This window comes from Nonomuraea sp. NPDC001636 (genome assembly GCF_040298265.1).
GTDB lineage: Bacteria > Actinomycetota > Actinomycetes > Streptosporangiales > Streptosporangiaceae > Nonomuraea.
Map to the genome: position 1 here is coordinate 42576 of NZ_JBEOZT010000036.1, position 23266 is coordinate 65841.

Genomic DNA, 23266 nt, shown 5'->3' on the forward strand with positions numbered 1-23266 from the left:
GAACGCCGTTCGCTGAGGAGAAGAGCAAACATGAGCATTCGACGTCTGACCGCGGCCGCCCTCGTCGCAGGCGGGCTCGCTCTCGGCGCCGTCACCGGCTCCGCCGTGCCTGCGTCCGCCGTGTCCGGGTCGTGGCACCTGACGGGGTACTACCAGTACCGCGACCAGTGCGTGCGGGCCGGTTTCAGCGCCGTCACCAGCGGGGGCATCGTCCAGGATTTCCGGTGCGAGGTGTCCGGCTCGCGCTTCGCGCTCAGCCTCTTCTACTGATCGACCTGACGGCGGCGTTCCAGCGCGGTCTCCAGCACGGCCAGGAAGTGGTCGACCGGCCCGATGCAGGCCAGGTGAGCCGGTTGGCCCGCCACATGGTGTGCTGCAACCGCGGCCACGGCAGCCGCAGGTCGTCGAGCAGCGCCGCGCAGCGGGCCGCCGCCAGGTCGGCGCCGGCCAGGTCGTGCAGCTCCAGCCGGTGGTGGGTGTCCATCATGTGGGCGAGCAGCTCGAGGCCCGGCGTCCGGGTCCGCGCGGCCAGGACGTGCAGCTCCTCGGCGATCTCCATGAGCTCGGCGAGGTGGGTCGCCTGCGGCACGGACAACGCGCGCGCGTTCAGCGCCCGCATGAGCAGGTGCGGGTCCGCGATCCGGCGGGCCATCGCGACGGCCTCGACCGACAGCGACAGGCCTCGCGGGTCGTCGTCGCTGCCGTTGTACAGTTCCTGCGCCAGGCCGCCGAGCAGCAGCGTCCGCTCGACGCCGTCGGTCTCGGGCAGCGCGCCCAGCGTGGCCTCGAACTGCTCGGCCAGCCGCAGTTCAGTCCCGGGCGGGACGCGGGCGTCTGCAACTTCCGCGGCAGTCGATGTCCACCCCCGGTTTGATGCGCCGGGGGTGGTGCCGGGGTTAGCGTGACGGGTGCCCTTCACCGCCCCGTCCATCGTCCGGCGGGTGTTCGCGGTCCACCCGCTGCTGCTCGACGGCGCCGTGGCCCTGACGCTCGTCGTCGGCACCTGGCTGTGGGAGATGTTCGAGCCGGGCCGGGGCCGGCCGGGCGACGCCCTGTCGATGACCTTGACCCTGCTGGTCAACGCGCCGCTGGCGCTGCGCAGGGTGACGCCCGTGACGGTGCTGCTGGTGTCGGTGGGCGCCTCGCTGCTCTACCACGTGCTGGGCTACCACCTCGGGCTCAACAGCATCGGGCCGCTGGTGGCGCTCTACTCCGTCGCCGCCCACCGGTCGTGGGCGTGGTGCGCGGGCGGTGCGGTGCTGATCGTCTTCGAGTGGACCTACGCCTCGGCGCAGCAGCCCGGCGTCGCGCTGTGGTCGGCCGCCGCGCAGTCGTGCATCGTGGCGGCCTGCGGGGCGGGCGCGGGCACCAGCGTGCGGCTGCTGTCGGAGCGCACCGCGCAGCTCGCCGACCTGGCCGCGCAGCTGCGCGCGGAGCAGGGCGCCGCCGCCCGGCGGGCGGTCACCCGCGAACGGGTGCGCATCGCCCGCGAGCTGCACGACGTCGTCGCCCACCACATGTCGGTCATCTCCGTACAGGCCGGGCTGGGGCGCTACGTGGCGCTGAGCGACCCGGCCACCGCCCACGCCACGCTGGGCGTCATCGCCGACACCAGCCACGAGGCGCTGACCGAGATGCGCCGGCTGCTGTCGATCCTGCGCATCGAGGCCCACGACGACGACGAGGGCCTCTACGCCACCGCGCCGGGCCTGCTGGCCCTCGATCCGCTGGTCGAGCGCATGCGCGGGGCGGGCGTTGCCACCGAGCTCGTGGTCGAGGGCCGGGCCCGGCCGCTGCCGTCCGGCCTCGACCTGTGCGCCTACCGCATCGTCCAGGAGTCGCTGACGAACGTGCTCAAGCATGCCGCCCCCGGCCGGGTCGAGATCCACATCGGCTACGGTCCGGCCACGCTGACGTTACGCGTCAGCAACGACGGCCCCGCCGTCCAGGCGGAGGACGGGCCGTCCGGCGGCCACGGGTTGATCGGCATGACTGAACGTGTCAGGCTCTACCAGGGGTCGATCACCGCCGGGCCGCTGCCCGGGGGCGGGTTCGAGGTGCTGGCGAGCTTCCCGATCCCCGTGCCCGGCGCCGACGACCGGCCGCCGTGACGACCGTGAAGCAGGTGCGAGATCAAAGTCCTCGTCGTCGACGACCAGGTGCTCATCCGTGCGGGTCTGGCCGCGCTGCTGCGCGCCGCGGGCCTGGAGGTCGTGGGCGAGGCCGCCGACGGTGAGGAGGCCGTGCGCCTGGCCGCCACGCTGCGGCCCGACGTGATCCTCATGGACATCAGGATGCCCGGCATCAACGGCCTGACGGCGACCGAGCGCATCCTGGCCGCCGCGCACGACCCGCCGCCCAAGGTGCTCATCCTGACCACGTTCGACCTCGACGAGTACGTCTACAACGCGCTGCGCCTGGGCGCCGGCGGGTTCCTGCTCAAGGACACCCCGCCCGAACGCCTGATCGCCGCCATCCACACGGTCGCGGCGGGCGACATCCTGCTGGCCCCGGCCGCGACCAGACGGCTGATCGAGGCGTTCACCGAGCCGCCGGCTCCGCTCCCCTCCCCCGCCCTCGACCGGCTCACCGGCCGCGAGACGGAGGTGCTGCGGCTGGTCGGCCACGCGCTGTCGAACAAGGAGATCGCCGAGCGGCTGTCGGTGAGCGAGGGCACGGTCAAGACGCATCTCAACCGGCTGATGGCCAAGCTGGGGCTGAGCAGCCGGGCGCAGGTGGTGGTGGTGTCGTACGACGCCGGTCTCGTCCGCCCCGGCCACCCCCGGCCCCGCCCGGCGGCCGCCGACGACCAGGGCTAGCGCAGGGTGGCCCCGCGGTCAGCGGTCGGGCGTGAGCAGGGGCTTGACGTCGAGGATCGGGGTCGCGTCGAGCGCCTCCAGGTTGCGGACGTGCACCCGCCGGCCCTCGACGGCCAGGATGTGCACGGTGTGCAGGCCGATCGGGTTGGGCCGGTCGGGGGCGCGGGTGGCGAAGACGCCGGTGAGCGGCCGGGCGGCGTCGCCACGCGGGTGGACGGCGAGGGTGTCGCGGTCGGCCCGGTCGAGCCAGGTGAGCAGCAGGACGTCGGTGCCCGGGGTCAGGCCGTCGAGGGCGGGGGCGTACCGGTCGTCGAAGACCAGCCAGGCGTCGGGGGCTCCCTCGTCGGGCTGCCGGGGCGCCGCCGTGCGATCGGTCAGTGTCGACTCGACGCGCCCGACCGGGCGCAGCGTGGGTTCGGTCACGAGTCCTGGATCTTTCCCCGTGCGGGCACGCCGGTCAAGACCGCCGCTCGCCCGAACCCCCGCCGGAGGGGCCGGCGGCTGCCACGGGCTCATTCGTCGAGCGTGAGATCGGTGAGCTGGCCGCGGGCGGTGACGCCCAGCTTGGGGAAGGCCTTGTACAGGTGCTGGCCCACCGTGCGCGGGCTCAGGAACAGGTGCGCGGCGATGTCCCGGTTGGACAGCCCCGTGGCGGCCAGCTGCACGATCTGCCGTTCCTGCGGGGTGAGCCGCGCGAACCGGTCCGCGCCGGTGCGGCGGGGCGCGCTCCAGCCCGTGGCGCCGAGTTCGGTACGCGCCCGCTCGGCCCAGGGTTCGGCGCCGAGCCGTTCGAACACCTCCAGCGCGGCCCGCAACCGTTCCTGGGCCTCGCCGGTGTGGCGGGCCCTGCGCAGCCACTCCCCGTACAGGAGTTCGGTGCGCGCGCGGTCGAAGGGCCGCTCGTGCGCGGCCAGCGCGGCGCGGAAGTGCGCGCCGGGGTCGCCGGTGGTGTCCAGCAGGGCCCGGCAGCGCAGCACCAGGGCGTCGGCCCAGCGCTGGCCCAGCGTCGCCGCCCACGACTCCAGCCGGGCGAACGGCTCCGCGGCGCGGGCGATCCTGCCGCTGCGCAGCGCGGCCTCGACCAGGTCGGGCACGTGGTGCATGGCGTCGATGCGGTTGCGGGAGCGCCCGTAGACCAGCGACTCCAGGCTGAGCAGGGCCTGCTCGGAACGTCCTGCACCGAGGTCCAGCAGGGCGAGCGCGCCCGGGTGGGCGGTGGCCGGGTCGAGCGCCTCGCCGCGGACGGCCGCGAACCGGTCCAGCAGCCCGGCGGCCTGGCGCGCCCACGCGGGCTGGCCGGTGTCGGCGGAGATGGCCACGGCCTCGGTGGCCAGGCTGCGCGCCTCGGCGTGCCGGCCGCGCGCGTACTCGACCCGGGAGAGGAACGTCAGCGCCTGCGGCAGCAGGCCGATCATGCCCTCGGCCCGGATCGTGGCGGTGGCCGCGGCGGCCAGCATGTGGGTGCGGGCGTCGTACTCGGCCAGGCCCAGGCCGCCGATCAGCAGCAGCCCGCGGCGGTCGGCCTTCGCCAGCGCGCGGGCCGACTCCGCCACCTCGGCCAGGGGCGGCAGCCCGTCGGCCGGACGGCCGAGCGCCATGGCGATGAACCAGCGCGACAGCCGGTGCACCGGGACGACCTCGTCGTCCGGCGGCAGCTGGAGCGCGTCGAGCTGCTCGGCGGTGCGCCAGGCCATGTCGCGGTCGCCGTCGAACCAGATCATGGACGCGGCGTCGAGCAGCAGCCAGGCGGCCGAGCGCGGATCGGTGACCGCCAGGTGGTCGACGCCCGCCGACAACATCGCGTGCGCGCCGGCGAGATGCCCTTCTCCGTAGTCGGAGCAGGCGCGCACCCGGATCAGCCGGGAGGTCAGCCCGGCGCCGGGATCGCCGGCGTCCTCGGCCAGGGTCCTGGCCCGGTCGAAGCGGCCGCTGAACTCGGTCGCCTCGGCGGCGAGCGTGAGCCTGCGCGCGCGGTCCCCGAGCTCCGGGCTCAGCGCGGCGGCGCGCTCGTAGGCCGCCGCGGCGGCCGCGTACCCGCTGCGGGAGCGTGCGCGGTCGGCGGCCGACTCCAGCCGGGCCGCGACCCGCTCGTCGGCGGCCAGCGTGGCGGCGGCCAGGTGCCAGGCGCTGCGGTCGGCGTCCGCGGTGCGGTCCAGGGCCTGGCTGAGCGCGTGGTGCACGGTCAGCTGCCGGGCCAGTGGCGTGCGCTGCCGGACGGCCGCGCGCACGAGGGGGTGGCGGAACCTCAGCCGCTTGCCCTCGCCCCAGACGACCAGCCCGGCGGCGAGCACGTGCTCCAGGTCCTCCGGGGTGCTGCCCAGCGTCCCGGCGGCGGCCAGGACGACGCCCGGCTCGCCGGTGCCGTCGACGGCGGCGACCTGGAGCAGGACCTTGGCGCTGGCCGGCAGCCCGTCGGCCTGGGCGGCGAAGGCCACCTCCAGACGGGCGGTGAGTGAGGGCTCGCCGGCGGGGCCATGCGACTTGGGCAGCTCGATGAGCGCCAGCGGGTTGCCGGCCGCCTCGGTGAGGATCCGGCGGCGGGCCGCGTCGGGCAGGGCCGGGCCGGCGGAGTCGAGCAGTGCGGCGGACGCCGGCTCGTCCAGGCCGGACAGTTCCAGCACGGGCAGCCCCTTGGCCTCGAAACCGGGCCGCGCGGCGAACACCATGACCACGCCCTCGGCCGCCAGCCTGCGCGCCGCGATCAGCAGCGCCTCGGCCGAGGCGTGGTCCAGCCACTGGGCGTCGTCTACCAGGCAGACCACCGGCCCGTTCTCGGCCAGCTCCGACAGCAGCGACAGGACCGCCAGCCCGATGAGGAACCGGTCCCCCGCGCCGTTCTCGCCCAGCCCGAAGGCGCCGCGCAGGGCGGCCGCCTGCCGGTCCGGGATGTGCTCCAACCGGCCGAGCACCGGCCTGAGCAGCAGGTGCAGGGCGCTGAACGGCAACTCCGCCTCGGCCTCGATGCCCGTCGTCCGCAGGACGTGCGCGTCGCTCACGTCGGCGTGGCCGAGCAGCGCGGTCTTGCCGATGCCCGGCTCCCCCAGGACGACCAGGGCGCCGCTGACCGCCTCCCGGGCGCCGTCCAGCAGTCCGTCGATGATCGTCAACTCGTGTTCCCGCCCCCGCAACATGGGCCAGACATTACCTATGCGATGACTCATGCTGATCTTTCGGGCGCTCTCTACCGTTGGTCGACATGAAGCCGTACAGCGTGAACATTCCTCAGGCCGACCTCGAGGACCTGCACGAACGCCTGCGCCGCACCCGGTGGGCCCGGGAGATCGCCGGGCAGGGCTGGAGCCGCGGCGTGCCCCTGGACTACCTCAAGGGCCTGGCCGACTACTGGCTCAACGACTTCGACTGGCGCGCGGCGGAGGCCGAGTACAACCGGCATCCGCAGTTCGTCACCGAGATCGACGGGCAGGACGTCCACTTCTTCCACATCAGGTCGAGCTCCGGCGCCGCCCTGCCGCTGCTGCTCCTGCCCGACAATCCGGGCGGCACGATCGGCTTCCTCGACGTGCTCGACGAGTTGTCGCGCGACTTCCACCTCGTGGTGCCGTCCTGCCCGGGGGTCGGCCTGTCCGGCTACGTCACCGGGCCCGGCTGGACGGTCCCGCGCACGGCGGCGGCCTTCGCCGAGCTGATGTCCCGGCTCGGCTACGACCGGTACGGCGCGCAGGGCGGCGGCGGAGGCGCCAACCTCGCCCTGGAGCTGGCCCGCCAGGCGCCCGAGCGGATGGTCGGCGTGCACGTCAACGCCTGGGTCGCCGTCCCCTCGCCGGACGAGGGCGCATTCACCGCCGACGAGCAGCGCCGCCTGGGCATCATGCAGACCTTCATGCAGGAGGGCCTGGGGTTCAACCAGATCATGTCGACCCGCCCGCAGACCCTCGCTTACGGGCTGACCGACTCGCCCGTGGGCCAGCTCGCCTGGATCGTGGAGAAGTTCAAGGAGTGGACCGACTCCCGCGCCGAGCTGCCCGAGGACGCCTTCTCCCGCGACCGGGTGCTGACCGACGTGAGCCTCATGTGGTTCACCGCGACCGCGGGGTCGGTCGCCAACCTCTACTACGAGCTCGGCCACGACCCGGGCGCCTACGCCCCCAAGCCGCGGGTGACCGTCCCCACGGCCGTGCTGCTGGCCAAGGACGACGTGACGATCCGCCGCTTCGCCGAGCGGGACGCCGACGTCCGGCGCTGGACCGAGCTCGACCGCGGCGGCGCTTACCTGGCGCTGGAGGTGCCGGAGCTGCTGGTGGCGGACGTGCGGGCGTTCTTCGGCCCGCTGGCGGCCGCCTGACCGGCGGGCCTGCAGGATTCATGGGCCGCCTGATGACATCCGCATCTGGTGGGCGGCCCGTCCGGGGGGCAAATTGGGACCGGCATTTCGCCGGCGGCGTGTCGAGAACGCGGCGCCGGCTCCGTCCTGGGAACATCGGCGGCCGGCGAGCGGCCGCGTTTGACGAAGGAGGCCCGGCGTGGCGATCCAGCGGATGGACAACGTGCTCATCGTCGTCGAAGACCTTGACGCGGTGATCGCGTTCTTCCTCGAACTCGGCATGGAGCTGGAGGGCAGGGGGCCGATCGAGGGGCGCTGGGCGGAGCGGGTCATCGGGCTCGACGGCGTCCGGCAGGAGGTCGCGATGTTGCGGATCCCGGGCGCCGCCGGCGGGATCGAGCTGGCCATGTTCCACACGCCGAAGCCGATCCGTCCCGAGCCGGCGGACCCGCCGGCGAACACGCTGGGCATCCGCCGCGTCATGTTCGCCGTCGACGACGTCGAGGACGTCGTCGCCCGCCTGCGCCGGCACGGCGCCGAGCTCGTCGGCACGCTGGAGCGGTTCGAGGACAGCTACCTGCTGTGCTACGTCCGCGGCCCCGAGGGCATCGTCGTCGGCCTGGCCCAGCAGCTCGGCCGGTGACCGGGCGCCCGGCGCGTCCGTGCCGTCAGGGCCGCCGGACCGCGGCCAGGTCGAGCTCCAGCGCCACCTTCCTGGCGACGAGCCCGGCGGCGGCGTTCCACTTCACGCCCCAGTCGGCGCGGTCGATCGTGACGCCGTCCTTGAGCTGCAGCCGGAGGTCGTCCCCGTCGCCGGTCAGCTCCAGCTCCAGGGTGATCGGGTTGCGCACGCCGCGGATGCTCAGGTCCCCGGTGACCTGGAAGGCCGTCTCGCCGGTCCGCTCCACCCGGGTGGAGGTGAAGGTGATCAGCGGGTGGTCGGCGTCCTTGAGGTACTTGCCGCGCAGGTACCGGTCGCGCTGCGGGTTGCGGGTCTGGACGCTGCCCGCCTGGACGGTGAGCTCGATGCGCGACCTGGACGGGTCGTCGCCGTCCAGGTGGCCGCTTCCCGCGAACCGGTCGAACTGCCCGCGTACGGCGGGGCCGACGGTGTGCCGGGCGACGAAGCCGATCCGGGTGCGGGCCTGGTCGAGGACGTAGTCGCCGGTCAGGGCGCGAAGGCTGGTCGTCATGCCGGGCGCTCCTGGTCGCCGGCGGGGGCCGAGCCCGGCAGCGGGCTGGCGTCGAGGTACCTGACCTCGTAGACGCGTTCGGCGAACTTCCAGCCGTCTCCGGTGCGCTCGTAGCGGTCGTGGTAGAGGGCGTGGTTGGCGTGCGAGCCGCCGTCGCGCAGCCGCCCGAACTCGTGGATGTAGGCCCGGCCGGTCGCGGTGTCGCCGTCGATCCGGATGACGCCCGGATGGACGTTCTGCACGAAGAACTCCCAGAGGCCCTGCCCCCACTCGATCCCGGCGCGGATCGCCTCCCGGCCGGCGAACTCCCTGCCGATGTGCGGCCATCGCATGACGCCGCCGGGCGTGAACAGGGATTCGACGCGGTCGTAGTCGCGGGTCATCACCGCGTCGGTGAGCTCGCCGCGCAGCGCCTCGATCTCGACGCGGTCGGCCACGGCTTGCAGGTCGGTCATGTGGATCTCCTCTCGCTCAGGTGGTGCGTCCAGCATCGAGGCAGGTCGGAGGCCGAACAAGGTAGGGTTCGTGGGGCGATCCATAACATGGGGGTTATCCGTGGAGCTGAGGGACATCGAGATCTTCCTGACGCTCGCCGAGGAACTGCACTTCGGCCGTACCGCCGAGCGGCTGCGCGTCTCGCAGGCGCGCGTGAGCCAGGCCATCAGCAGGCAGGAACGGCGTCTCGGCGTGGCGCTGTTCGACCGCACCAGCCGGCGCGTGGCCCTGACCCCGGTCGGCCGCCGCCTGCGCGAGGATCTGCGGCAGGCCTACGACCTGCTCCAGGAGGGGCTGGCCCGGGCCGAGGCCGCGGGGGTGGGCGCGGGCCGCACGCTGCGCCTGGGCGTGTTCGGCCACGCCGGCTACGAGCTGCGCCCGCTCGTCGACGCCTTCCGCGCCCGCCATCCCGGCGCCGACGTGCGGTTCAGCGAGGTCACCGGCGGCGATCCGTTCGCCGCCCTGCGCGCCGGGGACGCCGACGCGCACGTGTTGTGGTTGCCGGTGGCCGAACCCGACCTCACCGTCGGCCCCACCGTGCTCGAAACCGGGCGGGTGCTGGCGGTGTCGGCCGGGCATCCGCTCGCCGGGCGGGGCGGCGCGTCGCTGGAGGACCTGGCCGACGAGCATGTCGTCGATCTGGGCCCCGCCGCCCCGGAGTACTGGGTGGCGTCCATGGTGCCCACCCGCACGCCGCTGGGCCGCCGCATCCCGCGCGGGCCCGTCGCGCGGACGTTCCACGAGATCCTGGCCCTGGTCGCCGCCGGGCAGTGCGTCCATCCGCTGGGCGAGATCGCCGCCCGTTACAACCGGCCGCCGGGCGTCGTCTTCGTGCCGCTGCACGACGCCCCGGCGCTCCGGTTCGCCCTGGTCTGGTCGTCCACCGCCGACGGTCCCGCCGTCCGCGCGCTGGCCAGGACCGCCGCCGACCTCGGCCCGCTCTCGCTGGACGGGAGCGGCGGGCCGGGCTGACGGCTGCGCCAGCGCCCTACGCGGTGGTGGGCGCGCCCGCGACGCGGCGTTCGCCGCCGTTGCGCTCCTGCCAGAACCGGTACACCTCGACGGCGTCCGCGCGCGGCTCGTGGCGCATCGGCAGCCGGCGCTGCTGCCAGGGCTTGGCGAACTCGTCGTAGAAGGTGCCCAGCTCGAAGTACTTGCGGTCGTCCACGTAGTGGGGCTCGTAGGCGTCGCGGGTGGTGAGGAAGACGACCTCGGCCGGGGAGCAGTAGTACAGCGCCCCCAGGCACATCGGGCAGGGGTGGGCCAGCACGTAGATGGTGGCGTCGGTCAGGTGCTCGGTGCCGAGCCTGGTGCAGGCGTCGCGGATGGCGAGGATCTCCGCGTGGGCGGTCGGGTCGCCGGTCTGGGCGACCTTGTTGGCGCTCTCCGCCAGGAGCTCGCCGTCCCTGACGATGACGGTCGCGAACGGACGGCCGCCCTCGGCGACGTTCTGGCGGGCGAGGTCGATGGTGCGCTGGACGAAGTCCATGAAGGTCCTCCGGAAGTGGCCGGGCGGTCAGAAGGGCTTGGTCGGCAGGTACTTGCCGTCCAGGGTGATGACGGCGCGCTCGCCGCCCTCGGGGTCGGCGACCTTCTTCACGTCGAGCCGGAAGTTGATCGCGGAGATGATGCCGTCGCCGAACTGCTCGTGGATCAGGGCCTTGAGGGTCGTCCCGTAGACCTGGAGCATCTCGTAGAAGCGGTACATGGTCGGGTCGGTCGGGATCCGGTCCGGCATCGAGCCGCGGATCGGGATGGTCTGCAGCAGCGTCGCCGCGTCCTCGCCGAGGTCCAGCAGGTCGGCCACGGCCCGGGCGGAGCTCTCCGGCAGCGGGTGCTGGCCGAGGACGGCGGCGGTGGTGAAGGCCACCGACAGGCCGGCGGCGTCGGCGATCTGCTGCCAGGACAGGTCCTTGCTGATCTTGGCCTCGACGGCGGCGGCGGCCAGGGCCTGGCGGGCGGTGGGGTCGAACTGTGCGTGCACCATGTGTCGGTACGTCCTTCTCTTCAGGTGGTGTCGGGCTCGTCAGGTGGTGTCGGACGAGAGTCGCGGGGCCCGGTCAGGCCGTGAGCGCGGCGCCCGCGGCGGTCAGGTCCTCGACGCGGCCGGTCGGGATGTCGTAGACCCAGCCGTGCAGGGTCACCTTCCCCGCCGCCAGCGCGCGGGCGACCGACGGGTGGGTGGCCAGGTTCGCCAGCTGGGCGAGCACGTTCTGCCGCACCAGGGCCGGCACGTCACCGCGGGCGGCGGTGCGGGCCCGGGCGGCGTCCGCGTGCCGCAGCCAGGCGGCGACGGTCGGGGCGCCGCTGAGGTCGTGCCCCTCGGCGAGCGCGGTCATCGCGCCGCACGCCGAATGGCCGCAGACGACGACGTCCCGCACGCCCAGTGCGGCGACCGCGTACTCGATGCTCGCGGCCACCCCGTCGGCCTCGGGACGGTAGGCGGGCACCAGGTTGCCGGCGGTGCGGATGACGAACAGGTCACCCGGCTCGGTGCCGGTGATCAGCTCGGGGACGACGCGGGCGTCGGAGCAGCCGATGAACAGCGTGTGCGGTGTGTGCTGCGTGGCCAGACGGGCGAAGAGCTCCGCCTTGGCCGGGAAGACGTCCCGCTGGAAACGGGCGACGCCCTCGGCGAGGTCCTGCATGGTCACTCCCTTCGGCGGTGGCCGGCCCTTGTGGGCTGCTGACATCCAGCATGCATGACCTGGCCCTATAGTGTCCAAGAGGCGTTCCGCCTGGAACCCATTGCTCTCGTCTATAGTTCGTCCATGGCCGCTCTGGAACTGCGTCACGTGCGCTACCTGCTCGCCGTGGCCGAACACGGCAACTTCACCCGCGCCGCCGAGGAGCTGCACATCTCGCAGCCCACGCTCTCCCAGCAGATCAGGCAGCTGGAACGGACCCTGGGCGTGCAACTGCTGGACCGCACCGGCCGCGCGGTACGGCTCACCGACGCCGGGGCCGTCTACACCGACCACGCCCGGCGCGCGCTTCGCGACCTGGCCGCCGCCGAACGCGCCGTGCACGACGTCCAGGACCTCTCCCGCGGCCACCTGCGGCTGGGCGTCACCCCCACCTTCACCGCCTACCTGGTCGGCCCGCTCACCGCCGAGCTGTACGCGCGCCACCCGGCCGTCGACCTCACGCTGACCGAGATGCCCCAGGACCGCATGGAAGCGGCCCTGCTCGCCGACGACCTCGACCTCGGCATCGCCTTCGCCGGCCCCCACCTGCCCGGCGTCACCCCCACCGCGCTGTTCACCGAGACGCTCAGCCTCGTCACCGGCACCCCGCACGCCCGGACGCTGGCCGCCCCCCTGCCGGTGCGCGCGCTCAAGGACGAACGGCTCGCCCTGCTCAGCGGCGACTTCGCCACCCGGGGCCACATCGACGCCTACTTCGCCCGACACCGGGCCGCCCCCCGCATCGCGGTCGAGGCCAACTCCATCCAGGCACTCACCGAGATCGTGCGCCGCACCCCGCTGGCCACCGTCCTGCCCGACGCCATCGCCGACGGCCACCCGCACCTCACGCCCGTCCCGCTCGACCCGCCGCTGCCCAGCCGCACCGTCACCCTGCTGCACCGCGAGGGCGCCTACCGCAGCGCCGCCGCCCGCGCCTTCACCGAGCTCACCGGAGACTTCGTCCGCTCCCGCGGCTACACCCCGCCCGCCTGAAACCCGGCACGCGGCTACACCCCGCCCGCCTGAAGCCCGGCGCGCAGCGTGCCATGTGTCGGTCAGAAGCCCGACACATGGCCGGCCGCCGACTCTGAGCCGCCGTCGCCGCCCTGCGCCGCCGGTCCGCCGGTCGCCGGGACGCCCCCGTCCGGCTGGACGGCGGCGGCCTGCGCCGGTTCGTCGTGCTGCTGAATCGCTCCGGCCTGGGCCTGCTGCGCCGCGTCCGGACCGCCATGGGCATGGCCGGTGTCACCGGACGCCGCGGCCGGGGTCTCGGGCTGGGAGCCGGGCAGCGGGTGCCAGCCGCCGTCGGGCGACTGGTAGGCGGCCGAGACCAGCTCCGTCGTCCCGCTCTGGCCGCCGTCGCCGGCCGTCCCGTCGTGCGCGGGGAGCGGATGCCAGGCGCCGTCGTGCCCCAGGAACCAGGCCGCGTTCGGCTCGACCCCCGGCGTGCCGCCCCCGGCGTCGGGCGAGATCGGCCCGGCGGGCGGGACGGGGTGCCAGGAGCCGGCGGCGTCCTGCGTCCAGTCCAGGTTGACGACGCTCTGGGCGCCCGCGATCGTGTGGCCGTCCGGGCCGATGGGATGCCAGGTGCCCTCCGGGCCGCGCCAGCCCGACCCCGCGGTGCCGGGCGGGTCGCTCGCCGACACGTGATGCCAGGCGCCGGCGGCGTCCCGGTAGCCGCCCTCGGTGTGCGTGATCGCGCCGGGGACCGGGGTCGAGGAGATCGCGTGCCAGGCGCTGCCCGGTTCGTACCACCATCCGCCCTGGAACTCGACGATCCCGTGCGGCGTCAGCGGGGCCGAGGGGTGATGACGGTCTTCCGCGGCGGGCCCGGCCACGTCGGGCAGCGCGTGCAGCGGCGGCGCGACGTCGGAGGGCAGGGTGAACGCGGCCTCGCCGGCGCTGCCGTGGACCGCCCGGAAGAGGAGGTCGCCGAGGTCGTGGGCGACGTCGTGGCCGGTGGCCGCCTCGATGCCCTTGATCGCCGTGGTGCCCACGCCGTAGCCCGCCAGCGCGGCGCCGACCAGCGCGCCGGCCGGGGTGGTGACGTCCAGCAGCCCCAGCGTGGCGGAGTAGACCCCGGCGAGGCCGGTGGCGGCGGTCGCGGCGCCGTCGAGCACCTGTTCGCCGTTTCCGCCGCCCAGCCCCGTGCCGAGCTTCACGCCGCCGTTCCAGGTGTCGCGCGCGCCGGCGAACAGGCCGTAGCCGCTGATCGCCTGGTTCAGCGGCGGGAAGGCGAACGGGCCGGTGGAGCCCAGGCCGTGGGCGCTGCCGCCGAGCCTGTCGAAGTCGGTGTTCATCAGGAAGCTGGGCACCGTGAAGACGTTGACCACGTGCTGGAGGGCGTCGTCGGCTCTGCGGGCCGCGTCGTCGACGCCGCGCAGCACGTCGGCGGCCTGGTGCAGGGCGTCCCGCAGGGCCTGCGGCAGGGGGTCCGTCATGGCCGGGTGAACAGGCCGGCCCGCGCGACGGTGTCGCCCGGCTCGGACCCCGGCGTCCCGGCCGCCAGTGCGAGGTCCAGCTCGGCGGCCAGGATGGCCGCCGCGTGCGCGTACGGCCGGGGCCCGACCGCCGCGGGATCGGCCTCCCGCCTGGCCGCCAGCTCGATCCAGGTCGCGAACGCCTCGGCCAGCGACTGCTCGGCGGGCTCCGGCCGCAGTTCGCCGGCCTGCTCCACGAGCGCGGCGATCAGCTTCCTGCGCAGGCCCGACCCCGGCGGCCGGGGCGGCACCGCCTGGACGACCTGCATCACGGAGATCGCGGCACGCACCACGTCGACGATCATGTCGGCCTCCCGGCCCGCTCAGGACGCCGGGACCCGGACCTCGTCGAGGACCAGGTCACGCCCGTCCGGCCAATGGAAATCGTGCAGGGTGACGGTGAGGCGGGACGCCCGCGGCGAGGTGTCCCACACCGTGAACACGAGCTTGCTGCGCTGACCGAGCGGCGGGTCGCCGTCCCCGCCGCCCTGGAACGGCACCGACGCGAGCTCGCTGCCGCTCGCCCGGTCGCTGATGCGGTAGATCATCCGGGAGGCGAACTGCCGCTCCTCCCGGGTCACGTACGCGGTGACGACGATCGACGGCCTGGTCCTCCCCATCCATCTGCTGACCGTCCGGGCGGTCCGCTCCACCGTGAAGCGCCAGCCGTACCCGTGGATCGTCCACGGCGGCGGCCCGGACGCGTTCTTCCTGATCGGCTCGTCGGCCTCCAGGAACGGCAGCCTGGGCAGGCCGAGCCCGGGGACGGCCGGCCCGTCGAACCCGATCCGGGGGACGACCAGCGCCGCCGCGATCAGCACGGCGATCACCAGGTTGGCGCGGGCGAAGAAGCGCATCCGCCGGCCCCTAGAAGAGGATCTTCTTCATGGCGCGGCGCTCGCGCACGACCGGCCCCTGCAGTTCCCGGTAGAGCTTGTCGACCTGGCCCGGCCTGCCGAGCCCGGCCAGGACGATCGACTCCTTCTCCGTCCCGAGCATGTAGGTCAGCTCCAGCGAGGCGGTGTTCGTCAGGTAGGAGGACAGGGTGCGGACGTAACGGACCTGGGTGATCGAGGCGTACAGGATCACCTGCTTGCCCCGGTCCCTGACGCCTTGGGCCACGTCGACGCGGCGCTGGTGGAAGACGTACGACGTCACCCGGGCGGAGACGACGGCGGCGACCCAGGCGGCCACGGCGTACAGCCCGAGCGCCACGACCAGCAGCGGCACCCGCAGCACCGAGCCGGACAGCGCCAGCGCCGTGGCCACGAGCGGGGTGAGCGCAAGGTGCCGGGTCCGCGTCCTGGTGGACCACACCTCCTGGCCGATGTCGTAGACGGCCCGTTCGTCCAGGTCGTCGGCCAAGGTGCGGTACGGCGTGACCCCCGCCGCGACGGTGCGGGTGTACTCCAGGGCGGCGGCGTGCGCGGGATCGTCCGGGACCACGACCTGACGCGGCACGGCGGCCACCGGGGGCAGCGACCCCCCGGGCGGCTCCGGGGTGGCGGGCTGGTGCGGCGGGTGGCCCGTGGCGGGGCCGTCGGCCGTCCGGCAGGCTGCCAGGCGGCTGTGCACGTCCTTCACCACGTCCCCCGCCAGCGACTGGCGGAAGGCGACCGCGGCCTCGGCGGGCCTGCCCTGCTCCTGGAGCGCCACGCCCAGCTCGTAGGCGGCCAGGTGGTGCGCGGGCTCGGCCGCCACCACCACGCCGAGGTGCCGCTCCGCCTCGCGCCACTCGCCCAGCTCGTTCAGGCACACGCCGAGCGAGTACCGGCAGACCCGATCGCCGGGGAACTCGGCGACCACCTCCAGGAGCACGTCCCGGGCCTCGGCGGTCCGTCCCGCCCGGTACAGGGCCAGCGCCCGGTCGAAGCCCTCGTCGTCCTGTGCCGACATGCGTCCACCCTCCGCTCTCGGGTCCGAGCCGGACATCTCAGTGGTGGGGCAACTCCGGGTACACCACGAGGAAGAAGACCGCCAGGGCGACGACGGCGAGGATGATCTGCGTCCCCAGGCTCAGCTCGTCGCCGCCGCCGTCGCGGCGGGCCCGCCAGTCGTCGCGGTTGCGCCGGCGCGACGACTCGTCCGTGGAGCGCCGAACCATGTCCCGCTGGTGGTCGATCCGCCGCGAGCTCTCCCGCTGGTAGTCGTCGAACGGCATCTGTCACTCCTTCCGGGTCGCACCGCCTGGAGCCAGAGTGATACGGAACGTCATCACCTGGTCACGATAGGACGAAAAACCGCCGTACTCCAGTCGCGCCCGCGTATCCGCCGACGGAGACCGGCACCCCCACTGTCCCGCCGGCCGGCCGGGCCGATGAATACGAAGAAGTACGTACTTCCGAATCGCTGTGCCGGATGGTAGCCGTTCATGCACAATGCGCCCATGACGTCATTGTTCAGGGACGATGGCCGACGCATTCACGACCTGGCGATGGACATCCTCACGACGAGAAAGCCCGTACGCGTCTGGCCGCTGCTGATGGAACGACTGACGAAGGACCTGCCGGGAGACCTGGCGGTGCTCATCGACCTGGACTGGACGGCGGGCACCGGGCACGCGCTGACCGGCTCGCCCGACTGGCTGCACCAGGCGCCGCTGGACGCCCTCATCCACTCCCACATGCGGGCGCACCCGCTGCTCCGCCACTACGCCAGGACCGGCGACCGCACCCCGCTGGCCATGGACGACGTCGCCGACGGCGACTGGTGGAAGAGCGAGGCCTACCACGCGGGCCGGGCGGCGATCGGCATCGACCGCCAGCTCGCCCTGCCCCTGGACGCCCGTCCGGGGCAGATCCGCGGCGTCATCATGAGCCGCGACGGCACCGGCTACAGCGACCGGGACCTGGAGTACGCCGCTCTCGCGCGCTCGCTCCTCGACACGGTCGAGGCGCACGAGAAGGCCGTCTTCCGCCTGCCCGCGCTCGCGGACCCGGCCGAGCACGGGATCACCCTGCGCGAGATGGCGGTGCTGATGCTGCTGGGCGAAGGGCTGACCGCGTACGCCATCGGCCGCCGGCTCACCATCAAGGAGGCGACGGTGAACAAGCACAAGGAGAACGTGTACCGCAAGCTCGGCGTGCACGACCGGGTCACGGCGCTGCGCAAGGCCCGCGCGCTCGACCTCCTGCCCCCCGAACCGGGGCGGGACGCCCGGCTCAACGGTGAGTGATCCACCAGACCAGCAGGCCGACGAGGCCGACGCCGGCCCACCCGCGTCGGCCCGCACGCCGGCCTGGCCGTAGGAGCGCACGGGTCCCGGCGCGTGGCCAGACCCTGTTCCGGCTCGATTCCTGTGCCCGCGCAGCCAACCATTCCTGACCTCGACACTCTTTGTGGTGGATCGAATACTGGGCGTGACGAACTCCTCGGACGGAAGGATCCCCCACGATGCCCACCGCCCGCATCGCCTCAGGTCAGACCGCCCCCGGACAGGGCTGGCAGGCTTACGGCTCCAACGGCATCTACATCGACGTCGACACCAGCTCCGCGCACTTCTCCGGGCGTCCCGTCTACGTCACCTCCGTCAGCGGCACCGGCGGCAACCAGTGGAACCTGGTCGGCCCCAGCGCCGTCTACGACGCCACCGCCACCAAGTTCCGCGTCTACGTGCAGTGGCGTGACGCGTCGGCGCTGTCCCCGGGCACCGCCCAGCAGTTCGGCTGGTACATCCAGTGGATCGGTTACGACAACCCCTGACCGGCGGCTCGCACGGCCGGCCGGCGCCCGGACGGGCCGGCCGGCCTTGCCGTGAGGGCCAGTTGTCGCCGTAGGCGGCGCTCGCCGGAACCTCCGTGCCCGCCTCACGCGTTGATCAACAACACGGGAGGTGGGCATGGACGTGATCCTCGCAGGGTTGGCGGTGCTCCTCGGCGCGGTCACCGTCGGCACGGTCCTCGCCGCCGAGATGGCGCACGTCCGCGCCCGCCTGCGGCTCGGCGGGCTGCGCGAGGCCGACCTCGGCCACTACGAGCTCGCCTGTCTGGCGGGCGGTCCCGTACGGGTGGCGGACACCGCGATCGGGCTGCTGGCCAGGGAAGGGGAGATCCGCGTCTCCCGAGGCGGGAAGATCCATCGCGTCTCCAGGGCCGTGACGGCGGGATACCCCGTGGAGGAGCGGCTTGTCGCGATCCTCGCCGAGCGCAGGAGCTCGCCGGTCGTCCAGGTCAAGCGCCGTCTGGCGGACAGCGCGGAGGTCGCCGGGATCAGGGACCGGCTCGCCGACCTGGGCCTGCTCGTCGACTCCCGGAGCGTGCCCGGCTTCGGCGTCTGCCGCGACGTCCTGAAGCTGATCCCCACGGTCGCGGCCGTCGCCGCCGGGGCCGACGTGCTCTACATGATCGTCGCGCAGTCGCCGCCGCTGAGCGTGGCCGCCCTGTTCGGCTTCGGCGCCAGCTGGCTGGCTGCCAGGAAGATCCGGTCCCTGTACGTCAGGAACCGGCCGGTCCGGCTCGGCCGCGCGGGCCGCCACCAGCTGGAGAAGGCCCGCCGGGCACACCCGTACGGGGCCGGGACCGACGCCGTGGCCGTGCCGCTCGCACTGTACGGACTGAGCCACCTCGGCGACCCGCGCCTGTCAGCCGAGCTCAGCAAACGTTCGATCCCGGACGGCCACCTCTACCCGGCCGCCCCCAGCACCCCAAACGACCAGTGCGGCTCCGTCGGCTGGACCCCGGACGACAGCGGAGGCGGCGGCTGGGACGTTGGAGGCGGCGCGGGCGACGGCGGAGGCGGCGGCGGGTCCTGACGAGCGGCACGCGCTGAGCCGTTCCACATCCTGCGGCGACAACCGTCAGGAGGCGGCCTCGGGCTCTTAAGATCACTCAGAAGCCCCGACAGGAGACCTACGCATGCGCACCATCTACGCCGTCACCCATCCGGAGGCGACGCACCACGTCGAGCGGGTCGTCGGCGGCTGGCACGATTCGCGGCTGACGCCGGCCGGCCTCAGCGCGGCAGCCTCCATCGCCCAGGCGCTGCGAGCCCAGATCCCTGACGGCGCCGACGTGGAGCTGTTCTCCTCGGATCTCCAGCGCACCCGGCAAACGGCCGAGAAGGTCGCCGAACTGTTCGGCGTGAAACCCGTCCTGGACCGCAGACTTCGGGAGAAGTCCTACGGAGAGGCAGGCGGAAGGCCACAGGAGTGGCTGGACCGACGATTCATCCCGCCACCGGCGGTCGGGGAACGGTTGGAGCACGACGAGGGCGTGGCGGGCGCCGAGACCAAGGCGGCGTTGGCGCGGCGCGTCTACGCGGCCATGGACGACATCTTGCAGCGTCCCTGCGAACACCAGATCATCGTGACTCATGGCGGCTCCCTGACATGCGTCGTGACGTCCTGGATCAAGATGCCGATCGACGCGGTCGGCCATGCCAGTTTCCGTGCGCCCTCGGGCAGCATCACCACGCTGCGCGAAGACGACTTCTTCCACAACCGCACGGTCGTCAGCCTCGGCGACACCCGCCATCTCGCCCCCGCCGAAGCCGGCTGACCGCTACATGGCCCGCTTGGGACGCGGCGTACTCGTGGAACATGACGAGGTCAGCGGAGCATGACCGGACATGCCGAACGCCCGCTGCTCTTCCTTGACGTCGACGGCCCACTTCTCCCCTTCGGTGAGAACCCGCAACGCGTACCGCGAGGTACTACGCCGGACTCGCGCTTGGTGCGGCTCGGGAGTCGGCTGGCAGCGCTGCCCTGCGAACTCGTCTGGGCGACAACTTGGGAAGAGGAGGCAAATGCCGAAATAGCACCCCGAATCGGCCTGCCGCCGCTGGCCGTCGTGAGATGGCCAGCGGCAACCGAACAGCACGAACGTGAGGACCAATGGTTCGGGCTCTGCTGGAAAACCCGGACCCTGGTGGACTGGGCGGGCGGACGACCGTTCGCCTGGGTCGACGACGAGATCACCGACGCCGACAAGGAGTGGGTCTCCGCGCACCACGGCGGCCGGGCCCTCCTCCACCACGTGGAGTCCCACAGGGGACTCGCCGACGAAGACTTCACAGTCCTCGATCGATGGCTTCGAGCCCTGTAAGTCACCCGCAATCCACAGACTCTGACGATTTACAGCCAGAGCTGCTTCCTCCGCCCGTCTCTCGCGAGTGTTAAGCAGCTGGGCAGCCGAGGAGATCGTCGAAGCGGCGTCTCGTCGCGTTGTGGGCATGAGTGATCGCTCATGGCGGGGGCGTGGTTCGGTATTGGTGCTCATGACAGAGCCGTCGCATAGTGAGGGCCATGGACCGATCCCTGCGCGTCGCGGTCGTCGGCGACCGTGATCCGGCGTTTCCTCCGCACCTGGCCACCGACGACGCGCTGCGCCACGCCGCCGCGCATCTCGGCGTCGGGGTGGACGTCCGCTGGCTCGCCACCGAACCGCTTGAGTCCGACCTGGCCGAGGTCAAGGCCGCCGACGTCCTGTGGTGTGCGCCCGGCAGCCCGTACCGCAGCCTGTCCGGCGCTCTGGCCGCGCTCCGGCACGGCCGCGAGCACGGCGTCCCCACGCTGGGAACGTGCGGCGGCTGCCAGCACATGGTCATCGAGTACGCGCGCCACGTGCTCGGCCATGAGGACGCCGCGCACGCCGAGTACGACCCGTACGCCTCGACCTTGTTCGTGTCGGAGCTGACCTGCTCGCTGGCGGGCAGGACCATGCCCGTGGCTCTGGCTTCCGGTTCCCGGGTGGCCGCGTTGTACGGGCGGACCGAGGTCGAGGAGGAGTACTACTGCAATTTCGGCCTCGCCCCCGGCCGGCAGGCAGTCCTGCACGACGGCGGCTTCCTGGTCACCGGCGTGGACGGCGACGGCGAGGCCCGGGTGCTGGAGATCCCCGGACATCCGTACTACGTGGCCACGCTGTTCGTGCCGCAGGCACGCTCGCGTCCCGAGGAGCCACACCCCTTGGTGACCGGTCTGCTGCGTGCGGCGCTGTGACGTTCGCCCAGCTCAGGATCCTGCAGGCGGTCGCGCGGACCGGCAACATGACCAGGGCCGCGGAGGAGCTGGCCACCACCCAGTCCGCCGTCAGTCACGCGTTGCGCGCGCTGGAGAGCGAGCTCGGGGTGGCGCTGCTGGTAAGAGGCAGCCAGGGAGTGCGCCTGACCGCGGCGGGGCGGGCCGTGTGCCGCCGCGCGACGCTCATCCTCACCCAGGCGGAGGCGCTGGAACAGGAGGTGGCCGCGATCCGCGGGCAGGAGCGCGGCAGCCTGCGCGTCGGCGTCATCCCCAGCGCCAACGCCCGGCTGCTGCCGCCCATCCTGCGCCGGTTCGCCGAGGCGCATCCGCGGGTGCGGCTCGCGGTGATGGAGGGCTCCGACCACGAGGTCCTGGAGTGGCTGGAGACCGGGGCAGCCGACATCGCCACGGTGTCGGCCGCGGCCGGCGAGGTCTCGCTGCCCGCCGGGGCGGTGGCGCGGCCGCTCGCCGCCGACCGCATACTGGCCGTCCTGCCCAGCGGTCACGAGCTGAGCGTCCGCCATTCGTTGCCGGTGGCCGAGCTGGCGCGGCACCCGTTCATCATGTCCACGGGCGGGTGCGAGCCGCTGATCAGGGCGATCGCGCGGGCGGCGGGTGCGGGCCTGAAGTGTCATTACCGGGTGCGTGACACCAACAGCATCCTGGCCATGGTCGCCGAAGGGCTCGGGCTGAGCATCGTCCCCGAACTGTCGCTGCCCGCCCATCTCGGCGGCGTGCACGCGATCCCGCTGGAGCCCGCCGTCGAGCGGACCGTCCTTCTCGCCATGCCAGCGGACCCGCTCCCCGCGGCCGTCGCGTTCGCCGAACTGGCCGCCGCCCAGCATGCGGCGTCCCCGTGAGCTCACGGCGGCCGGTCCGGCTTCACAGCGCCGCCACCAGCGGTCCGCGCAGGCCGGCGCGGCGTACGACACAGGCCGGCGGGCCGGAACCTGGTTCGCCCGGAGTCAGGCTTCCGGCGCAGCCACGGCGTCGGGCGGCAGGCGGCGGGCCAGGCGGAGCAGCGCGAGTGCGGCCGGCCCGACGAGGGCTGCCAGCGTCAGCCACAGCAGCAGCGGGGCCGTGTCGAGCAGGGCCGCGAAGCCGGCGGGCGCGAGGACCGCCGCGAGCGCCCAGGTCTGCTGGTAGATCGCCAGGTAGCGGCCGCGCAGGGCCGGTGGTGCGGTGGCGGCCGCGAGGGCCCAGCTGGGCACGGTGTGCATGAGCTCGCCGAAGGTGAGGACGAGCGTGGCGACGAGCAGCCCGCCGACGCGCGGGAGCCCGGCGGGCAGCAGCGCGGTCGCGGCGTAGGCGGCGCACGCCGCCATCAAGATCAGGCCGCTCAGAGCCATGGCATGCGTACGCCGGGCGTGCCGCTGCCACCGCCGGACCGGGAGCTGACCCGCCGCCACGAGAACGGTGTTGATCGCGTAGAGGACGCCCAGCAGGGCCGGCGGGACGCCGAGCACCGTGACCGCGTACACCGGCAGGGCGACGGGGAGGATGAGGTGGATCAGGGTGTACGCCTGCTCGGCCGCCACCAGGGTGAGGAACGGCCGGTCGGCGAACACCTGCCGGTAACCGCCCGGATTCCGGGGCGGCGGTGCGGGCGCGCGCCGTCCCGAGAGCGTCAGGCATGCGGCCGCCAGGGCGAAGCTCGCCGCGTTCATCAGGGCGACGACCGCGAACCCGGTGGTGCCGGCGAGGGAGACCACGCCCGCCGACAGCAGGCCGCCCAGGCCGAAGGCGACGTTCCTCGCCGTGGCGAGCAGGGTGTACAGCCGGTCCCTGAGCGCGCCCTCCGCCAGTGCGGAGACGTGGCCTCCGGAGGCCGGATAGTAGGCGCGATCGCCGACCGCGATCAGGGCGGCGACGACGAGCAGGGCCACGAACCCGTCCACCAGGGGATAGGCGGCGAAGGCGGCCGCACGAAGCACGTACGTGGCGATCAGCACGCGGCGCGCGTCGAACCTGTCGATGAGGGTCCCGGCCACCGGGTTGGCCGCCAGCCCCACGACCGCCGCCACGGTGACCCCGAGCCCGACGGTCGTCATGGGCAGGCCGGTCACCTCGTGGATGAACAGCAGGGTCAGGGGCACGTACAGCCCGTTGCCGAGCGCGTCGACGAACATGCCGACCAGGAACGGGCGTACGCCGACGACACTCGTGAGGGAGGGGGAAGCCATGTGATCAGTGTTGCCAGGCGCTCATGGGGACGGCATCGGCCGCTGGTCCCCTGGAGGCGGCTTCCGGTCCGTCCATGGTCCTAGGTCTCCGGTTCTCGGGCGGGGCCGGGCGCGTGGAGGAAACCACACCCCGTCCGTCCGACCGGACACAGCACCGGCGAAGGGTCCG

The 23266-nt window shown here is 73.4% G+C and carries 28 protein-coding genes; 14 read left to right on the forward strand and 14 right to left on the reverse strand.

The features are described from left to right. Positions 1-30: 30 nt before the first annotated feature. Positions 31-270: a hypothetical protein gene (locus ABT158_RS44235; RefSeq protein WP_352364267.1), complete on the forward strand. Its 240-nt coding sequence runs from the start codon at positions 31-33 to the stop codon at positions 268-270. Here the strand turns inward: ABT158_RS44235 and ABT158_RS44240 are convergent. After that, on the reverse strand, positions 254-919 hold the full coding sequence (locus ABT158_RS44240) for a hypothetical protein (protein WP_352364269.1): 666 nt from the start codon (positions 917-919) through the stop codon (positions 254-256). The two genes, ABT158_RS44235 and ABT158_RS44240, sit on opposite strands and share 17 nt — an antisense overlap. Here ABT158_RS44240 and ABT158_RS44245 point away from each other — a divergent pair. Together ABT158_RS44245 and ABT158_RS44250 are read left to right on the forward strand one after the other, a co-directional pair. Next, complete coding sequence (locus ABT158_RS44245; protein ID WP_352364271.1) at positions 909-2111, forward strand: sensor histidine kinase; 1203 nt, start codon at positions 909-911, stop codon at positions 2109-2111. The two genes, ABT158_RS44240 and ABT158_RS44245, sit on opposite strands and share 11 nt — an antisense overlap. A 21-nt stretch (positions 2112-2132) precedes the next feature. Further along, a complete protein-coding gene (locus ABT158_RS44250) occupies positions 2133-2819 on the forward strand; it encodes a response regulator (protein WP_352364360.1) in 687 nt (228 codons plus the stop codon). An 18-nt stretch (positions 2820-2837) separates the two neighbouring features. Here the strand turns inward: ABT158_RS44250 and tsaA are convergent, their stop codons facing one another. Beyond that, positions 2838-3242, reverse strand: coding sequence for a tRNA (N6-threonylcarbamoyladenosine(37)-N6)-methyltransferase TrmO (gene tsaA, locus ABT158_RS44255; protein WP_352364273.1), 405 nt, complete (start codon positions 3240-3242; stop codon positions 2838-2840). 89 nt (positions 3243-3331) lie between these two features. Beyond that, positions 3332-5950 (reverse strand): ATP-binding protein, encoded by a 2619-nt coding sequence (locus ABT158_RS44260; RefSeq protein WP_352364275.1) that lies wholly within the window; start codon positions 5948-5950, stop codon positions 3332-3334. A gap of 65 nt (positions 5951-6015) precedes the next feature. Here ABT158_RS44260 and ABT158_RS44265 point away from each other — a divergent pair, with 65 nt between their 5' ends. Next, a complete protein-coding gene (locus ABT158_RS44265) occupies positions 6016-7122 on the forward strand; it encodes an epoxide hydrolase family protein (protein WP_352364277.1) in 1107 nt (368 codons plus the stop codon). Between the two features lie 193 nt (positions 7123-7315). Next, positions 7316-7744: a VOC family protein gene (locus ABT158_RS44270; protein ID WP_352364362.1), complete on the forward strand. Its 429-nt coding sequence runs from the start codon at positions 7316-7318 to the stop codon at positions 7742-7744. Positions 7745-7769: 25 nt separating this feature from the next. Here the strand turns inward: ABT158_RS44270 and ABT158_RS44275 are convergent, their stop codons facing one another. Both ABT158_RS44275 and ABT158_RS44280 read right to left on the reverse strand, forming a co-directional pair. Beyond that, a complete protein-coding gene (locus tag ABT158_RS44275) occupies positions 7770-8294 on the reverse strand; it encodes a YceI family protein (protein ID WP_352364279.1) in 525 nt (174 codons plus the stop codon). Beyond that, a complete protein-coding gene (locus ABT158_RS44280) occupies positions 8291-8749 on the reverse strand; it encodes a nuclear transport factor 2 family protein (protein ID WP_352364281.1) in 459 nt (152 codons plus the stop codon). The genes ABT158_RS44275 and ABT158_RS44280 overlap by 4 nt, the downstream gene beginning before the upstream one ends. Before the next feature lie 100 nt (positions 8750-8849). Here ABT158_RS44280 and ABT158_RS44285 point away from each other — a divergent pair, with 100 nt between their 5' ends. Continuing rightward, positions 8850-9761, forward strand: a complete 912-nt coding sequence (locus ABT158_RS44285; RefSeq protein ID WP_352364283.1) for a LysR family transcriptional regulator — start codon at positions 8850-8852, stop codon at positions 9759-9761. 16 nt (positions 9762-9777) lie between these two features. Here the strand turns inward: ABT158_RS44285 and ABT158_RS44290 are convergent, their stop codons facing one another. The 3 genes from ABT158_RS44290 to ABT158_RS44300 all read right to left on the reverse strand — a co-directional run bounded on the left by ABT158_RS44290 (position 9778) and on the right by ABT158_RS44300 (position 11437). Further along, on the reverse strand, positions 9778-10278 hold the full coding sequence (locus tag ABT158_RS44290) for a nucleoside deaminase (protein WP_352364285.1): 501 nt from the start codon (positions 10276-10278) through the stop codon (positions 9778-9780). 27 nt (positions 10279-10305) lie between these two features. Next, complete coding sequence (gene cynS / locus ABT158_RS44295) at positions 10306-10776, reverse strand: cyanase (RefSeq protein ID WP_352364287.1); 471 nt, start codon at positions 10774-10776, stop codon at positions 10306-10308. Positions 10777-10849: 73 nt separating this feature from the next. Beyond that, on the reverse strand, positions 10850-11437 hold the full coding sequence (locus ABT158_RS44300) for a carbonic anhydrase (protein WP_352364289.1): 588 nt from the start codon (positions 11435-11437) through the stop codon (positions 10850-10852). A gap of 123 nt (positions 11438-11560) precedes the next feature. Here ABT158_RS44300 and cynR point away from each other — a divergent pair, with 123 nt between their 5' ends. Continuing rightward, on the forward strand, positions 11561-12469 hold the full coding sequence (cynR, locus tag ABT158_RS44305; RefSeq protein WP_352364291.1) for a transcriptional regulator CynR: 909 nt from the start codon (positions 11561-11563) through the stop codon (positions 12467-12469). Positions 12470-12531: 62 nt separating this feature from the next. Here cynR and ABT158_RS44310 read toward each other — a convergent pair whose 3' ends face one another. The 5 genes from ABT158_RS44310 to ABT158_RS44330 are packed head-to-tail and all read right to left on the reverse strand — an operon-like array spanning position 12532 to position 16117. Beyond that, on the reverse strand, positions 12532-13917 hold the full coding sequence (locus ABT158_RS44310) for a hypothetical protein (RefSeq protein ID WP_352364293.1): 1386 nt from the start codon (positions 13915-13917) through the stop codon (positions 12532-12534). After that, positions 13914-14261 (reverse strand): hypothetical protein, encoded by a 348-nt coding sequence (locus tag ABT158_RS44315; RefSeq protein WP_352364294.1) that lies wholly within the window; start codon positions 14259-14261, stop codon positions 13914-13916. Before ABT158_RS44315 ends, ABT158_RS44310 begins: the two co-directional genes overlap by 4 nt. An 18-nt stretch (positions 14262-14279) precedes the next feature. After that, complete coding sequence (locus ABT158_RS44320) at positions 14280-14813, reverse strand: hypothetical protein (protein WP_352364296.1); 534 nt, start codon at positions 14811-14813, stop codon at positions 14280-14282. Positions 14814-14823: 10 nt separating this feature from the next. Beyond that, positions 14824-15852 (reverse strand): tetratricopeptide repeat protein, encoded by a 1029-nt coding sequence (locus tag ABT158_RS44325; RefSeq protein WP_352364298.1) that lies wholly within the window; start codon positions 15850-15852, stop codon positions 14824-14826. 37 nt (positions 15853-15889) lie between these two features. Continuing rightward, positions 15890-16117, reverse strand: a complete 228-nt coding sequence (locus ABT158_RS44330; RefSeq protein ID WP_352364300.1) for a hypothetical protein — start codon at positions 16115-16117, stop codon at positions 15890-15892. Between the two features lie 225 nt (positions 16118-16342). Here ABT158_RS44330 and ABT158_RS44335 point away from each other — a divergent pair, with 225 nt between their 5' ends. The 7 genes from ABT158_RS44335 (at position 16343) to ABT158_RS44365 (ending at position 21774) form a co-directional block, all read left to right on the forward strand. After that, on the forward strand, positions 16343-17131 hold the full coding sequence (locus ABT158_RS44335; protein WP_352364302.1) for a helix-turn-helix transcriptional regulator: 789 nt from the start codon (positions 16343-16345) through the stop codon (positions 17129-17131). A gap of 218 nt (positions 17132-17349) precedes the next feature. Continuing rightward, complete coding sequence (locus ABT158_RS44340; RefSeq protein ID WP_352364304.1) at positions 17350-17658, forward strand: hypothetical protein; 309 nt, start codon at positions 17350-17352, stop codon at positions 17656-17658. 136 nt (positions 17659-17794) lie between these two features. After that, a complete protein-coding gene (locus ABT158_RS44345) occupies positions 17795-18706 on the forward strand; it encodes a TIGR04222 domain-containing membrane protein (RefSeq protein ID WP_352364306.1) in 912 nt (303 codons plus the stop codon). Positions 18707-18809: 103 nt separating this feature from the next. Next, positions 18810-19451 carry a histidine phosphatase family protein gene (locus ABT158_RS44350; protein WP_352364308.1) on the forward strand — a complete coding sequence of 214 codons (642 nt, stop codon included), beginning with the start codon at positions 18810-18812 and terminating at the stop codon, positions 19449-19451. A 60-nt stretch (positions 19452-19511) separates the two neighbouring features. Then, positions 19512-19997, forward strand: coding sequence for an HAD domain-containing protein (locus ABT158_RS44355; RefSeq protein WP_352364310.1), 486 nt, complete (start codon positions 19512-19514; stop codon positions 19995-19997). Between the two features lie 200 nt (positions 19998-20197). After that, on the forward strand, positions 20198-20893 hold the full coding sequence (locus tag ABT158_RS44360; protein WP_352364312.1) for a CTP synthase C-terminal region-related (seleno)protein: 696 nt from the start codon (positions 20198-20200) through the stop codon (positions 20891-20893). Next, positions 20890-21774 carry a LysR family transcriptional regulator gene (locus ABT158_RS44365; protein WP_352364314.1) on the forward strand — a complete coding sequence of 295 codons (885 nt, stop codon included), beginning with the start codon at positions 20890-20892 and terminating at the stop codon, positions 21772-21774. The genes ABT158_RS44360 and ABT158_RS44365 overlap by 4 nt, the downstream gene beginning before the upstream one ends. Before the next feature lie 105 nt (positions 21775-21879). On the opposite strand, the gene ABT158_RS44370 is transcribed toward ABT158_RS44365, so the two are convergent. Beyond that, on the reverse strand, positions 21880-23097 hold the full coding sequence (locus ABT158_RS44370; protein WP_352364316.1) for an MFS transporter: 1218 nt from the start codon (positions 23095-23097) through the stop codon (positions 21880-21882). Positions 23098-23266 lie beyond the last annotated feature (169 nt).

What these genes read in the sequence shown, in the direction of transcription:
- ABT158_RS44350 (WP_352364308.1), top strand. Translation starts at nt 18,810, where the DNA reads ATGCGCACCATCTACGCCGTCACCCATCCGGAGGCGACGCACCACGTC.
- ABT158_RS44275 (WP_352364279.1), bottom strand. Translation starts at nt 8,294, where the DNA reads ATGACGACCAGCCTTCGCGCCCTGACCGGCGACTACGTCCTCGACCAG.
- ABT158_RS44260 (WP_352364275.1), bottom strand. Translation starts at nt 5,950, where the DNA reads ATGTTGCGGGGGCGGGAACACGAGTTGACGATCATCGACGGACTGCTG.
- ABT158_RS44235 (WP_352364267.1), top strand. Translation starts at nt 31, where the DNA reads ATGAGCATTCGACGTCTGACCGCGGCCGCCCTCGTCGCAGGCGGGCTC.
- ABT158_RS44310 (WP_352364293.1), bottom strand. Translation starts at nt 13,917, where the DNA reads ATGACGGACCCCCTGCCGCAGGCCCTGCGGGACGCCCTGCACCAGGCC.
- ABT158_RS44315 (WP_352364294.1), bottom strand. Translation starts at nt 14,261, where the DNA reads ATGATCGTCGACGTGGTGCGTGCCGCGATCTCCGTGATGCAGGTCGTC.
- ABT158_RS44280 (WP_352364281.1), bottom strand. Translation starts at nt 8,749, where the DNA reads ATGACCGACCTGCAAGCCGTGGCCGACCGCGTCGAGATCGAGGCGCTG.
- ABT158_RS44290 (WP_352364285.1), bottom strand. Translation starts at nt 10,278, where the DNA reads ATGGACTTCGTCCAGCGCACCATCGACCTCGCCCGCCAGAACGTCGCC.
- cynR (WP_352364291.1), top strand. Translation starts at nt 11,561, where the DNA reads ATGGCCGCTCTGGAACTGCGTCACGTGCGCTACCTGCTCGCCGTGGCC.
- ABT158_RS44345 (WP_352364306.1), top strand. Translation starts at nt 17,795, where the DNA reads ATGGACGTGATCCTCGCAGGGTTGGCGGTGCTCCTCGGCGCGGTCACC.
- ABT158_RS44265 (WP_352364277.1), top strand. Translation starts at nt 6,016, where the DNA reads ATGAAGCCGTACAGCGTGAACATTCCTCAGGCCGACCTCGAGGACCTG.
- cynS (WP_352364287.1), bottom strand. Translation starts at nt 10,776, where the DNA reads ATGGTGCACGCACAGTTCGACCCCACCGCCCGCCAGGCCCTGGCCGCC.
- ABT158_RS44335 (WP_352364302.1), top strand. Translation starts at nt 16,343, where the DNA reads ATGACGTCATTGTTCAGGGACGATGGCCGACGCATTCACGACCTGGCG.
- ABT158_RS44325 (WP_352364298.1), bottom strand. Translation starts at nt 15,852, where the DNA reads ATGTCGGCACAGGACGACGAGGGCTTCGACCGGGCGCTGGCCCTGTAC.
- ABT158_RS44320 (WP_352364296.1), bottom strand. Translation starts at nt 14,813, where the DNA reads ATGCGCTTCTTCGCCCGCGCCAACCTGGTGATCGCCGTGCTGATCGCG.
- ABT158_RS44370 (WP_352364316.1), bottom strand. Translation starts at nt 23,097, where the DNA reads ATGGCTTCCCCCTCCCTCACGAGTGTCGTCGGCGTACGCCCGTTCCTG.
- ABT158_RS44340 (WP_352364304.1), top strand. Translation starts at nt 17,350, where the DNA reads ATGCCCACCGCCCGCATCGCCTCAGGTCAGACCGCCCCCGGACAGGGC.
- ABT158_RS44300 (WP_352364289.1), bottom strand. Translation starts at nt 11,437, where the DNA reads ATGCAGGACCTCGCCGAGGGCGTCGCCCGTTTCCAGCGGGACGTCTTC.
- ABT158_RS44270 (WP_352364362.1), top strand. Translation starts at nt 7,316, where the DNA reads ATGGACAACGTGCTCATCGTCGTCGAAGACCTTGACGCGGTGATCGCG.
- ABT158_RS44360 (WP_352364312.1), top strand. Translation starts at nt 20,198, where the DNA reads ATGGACCGATCCCTGCGCGTCGCGGTCGTCGGCGACCGTGATCCGGCG.
- ABT158_RS44355 (WP_352364310.1), top strand. Translation starts at nt 19,512, where the DNA reads ATGACCGGACATGCCGAACGCCCGCTGCTCTTCCTTGACGTCGACGGC.
- ABT158_RS44330 (WP_352364300.1), bottom strand. Translation starts at nt 16,117, where the DNA reads ATGCCGTTCGACGACTACCAGCGGGAGAGCTCGCGGCGGATCGACCAC.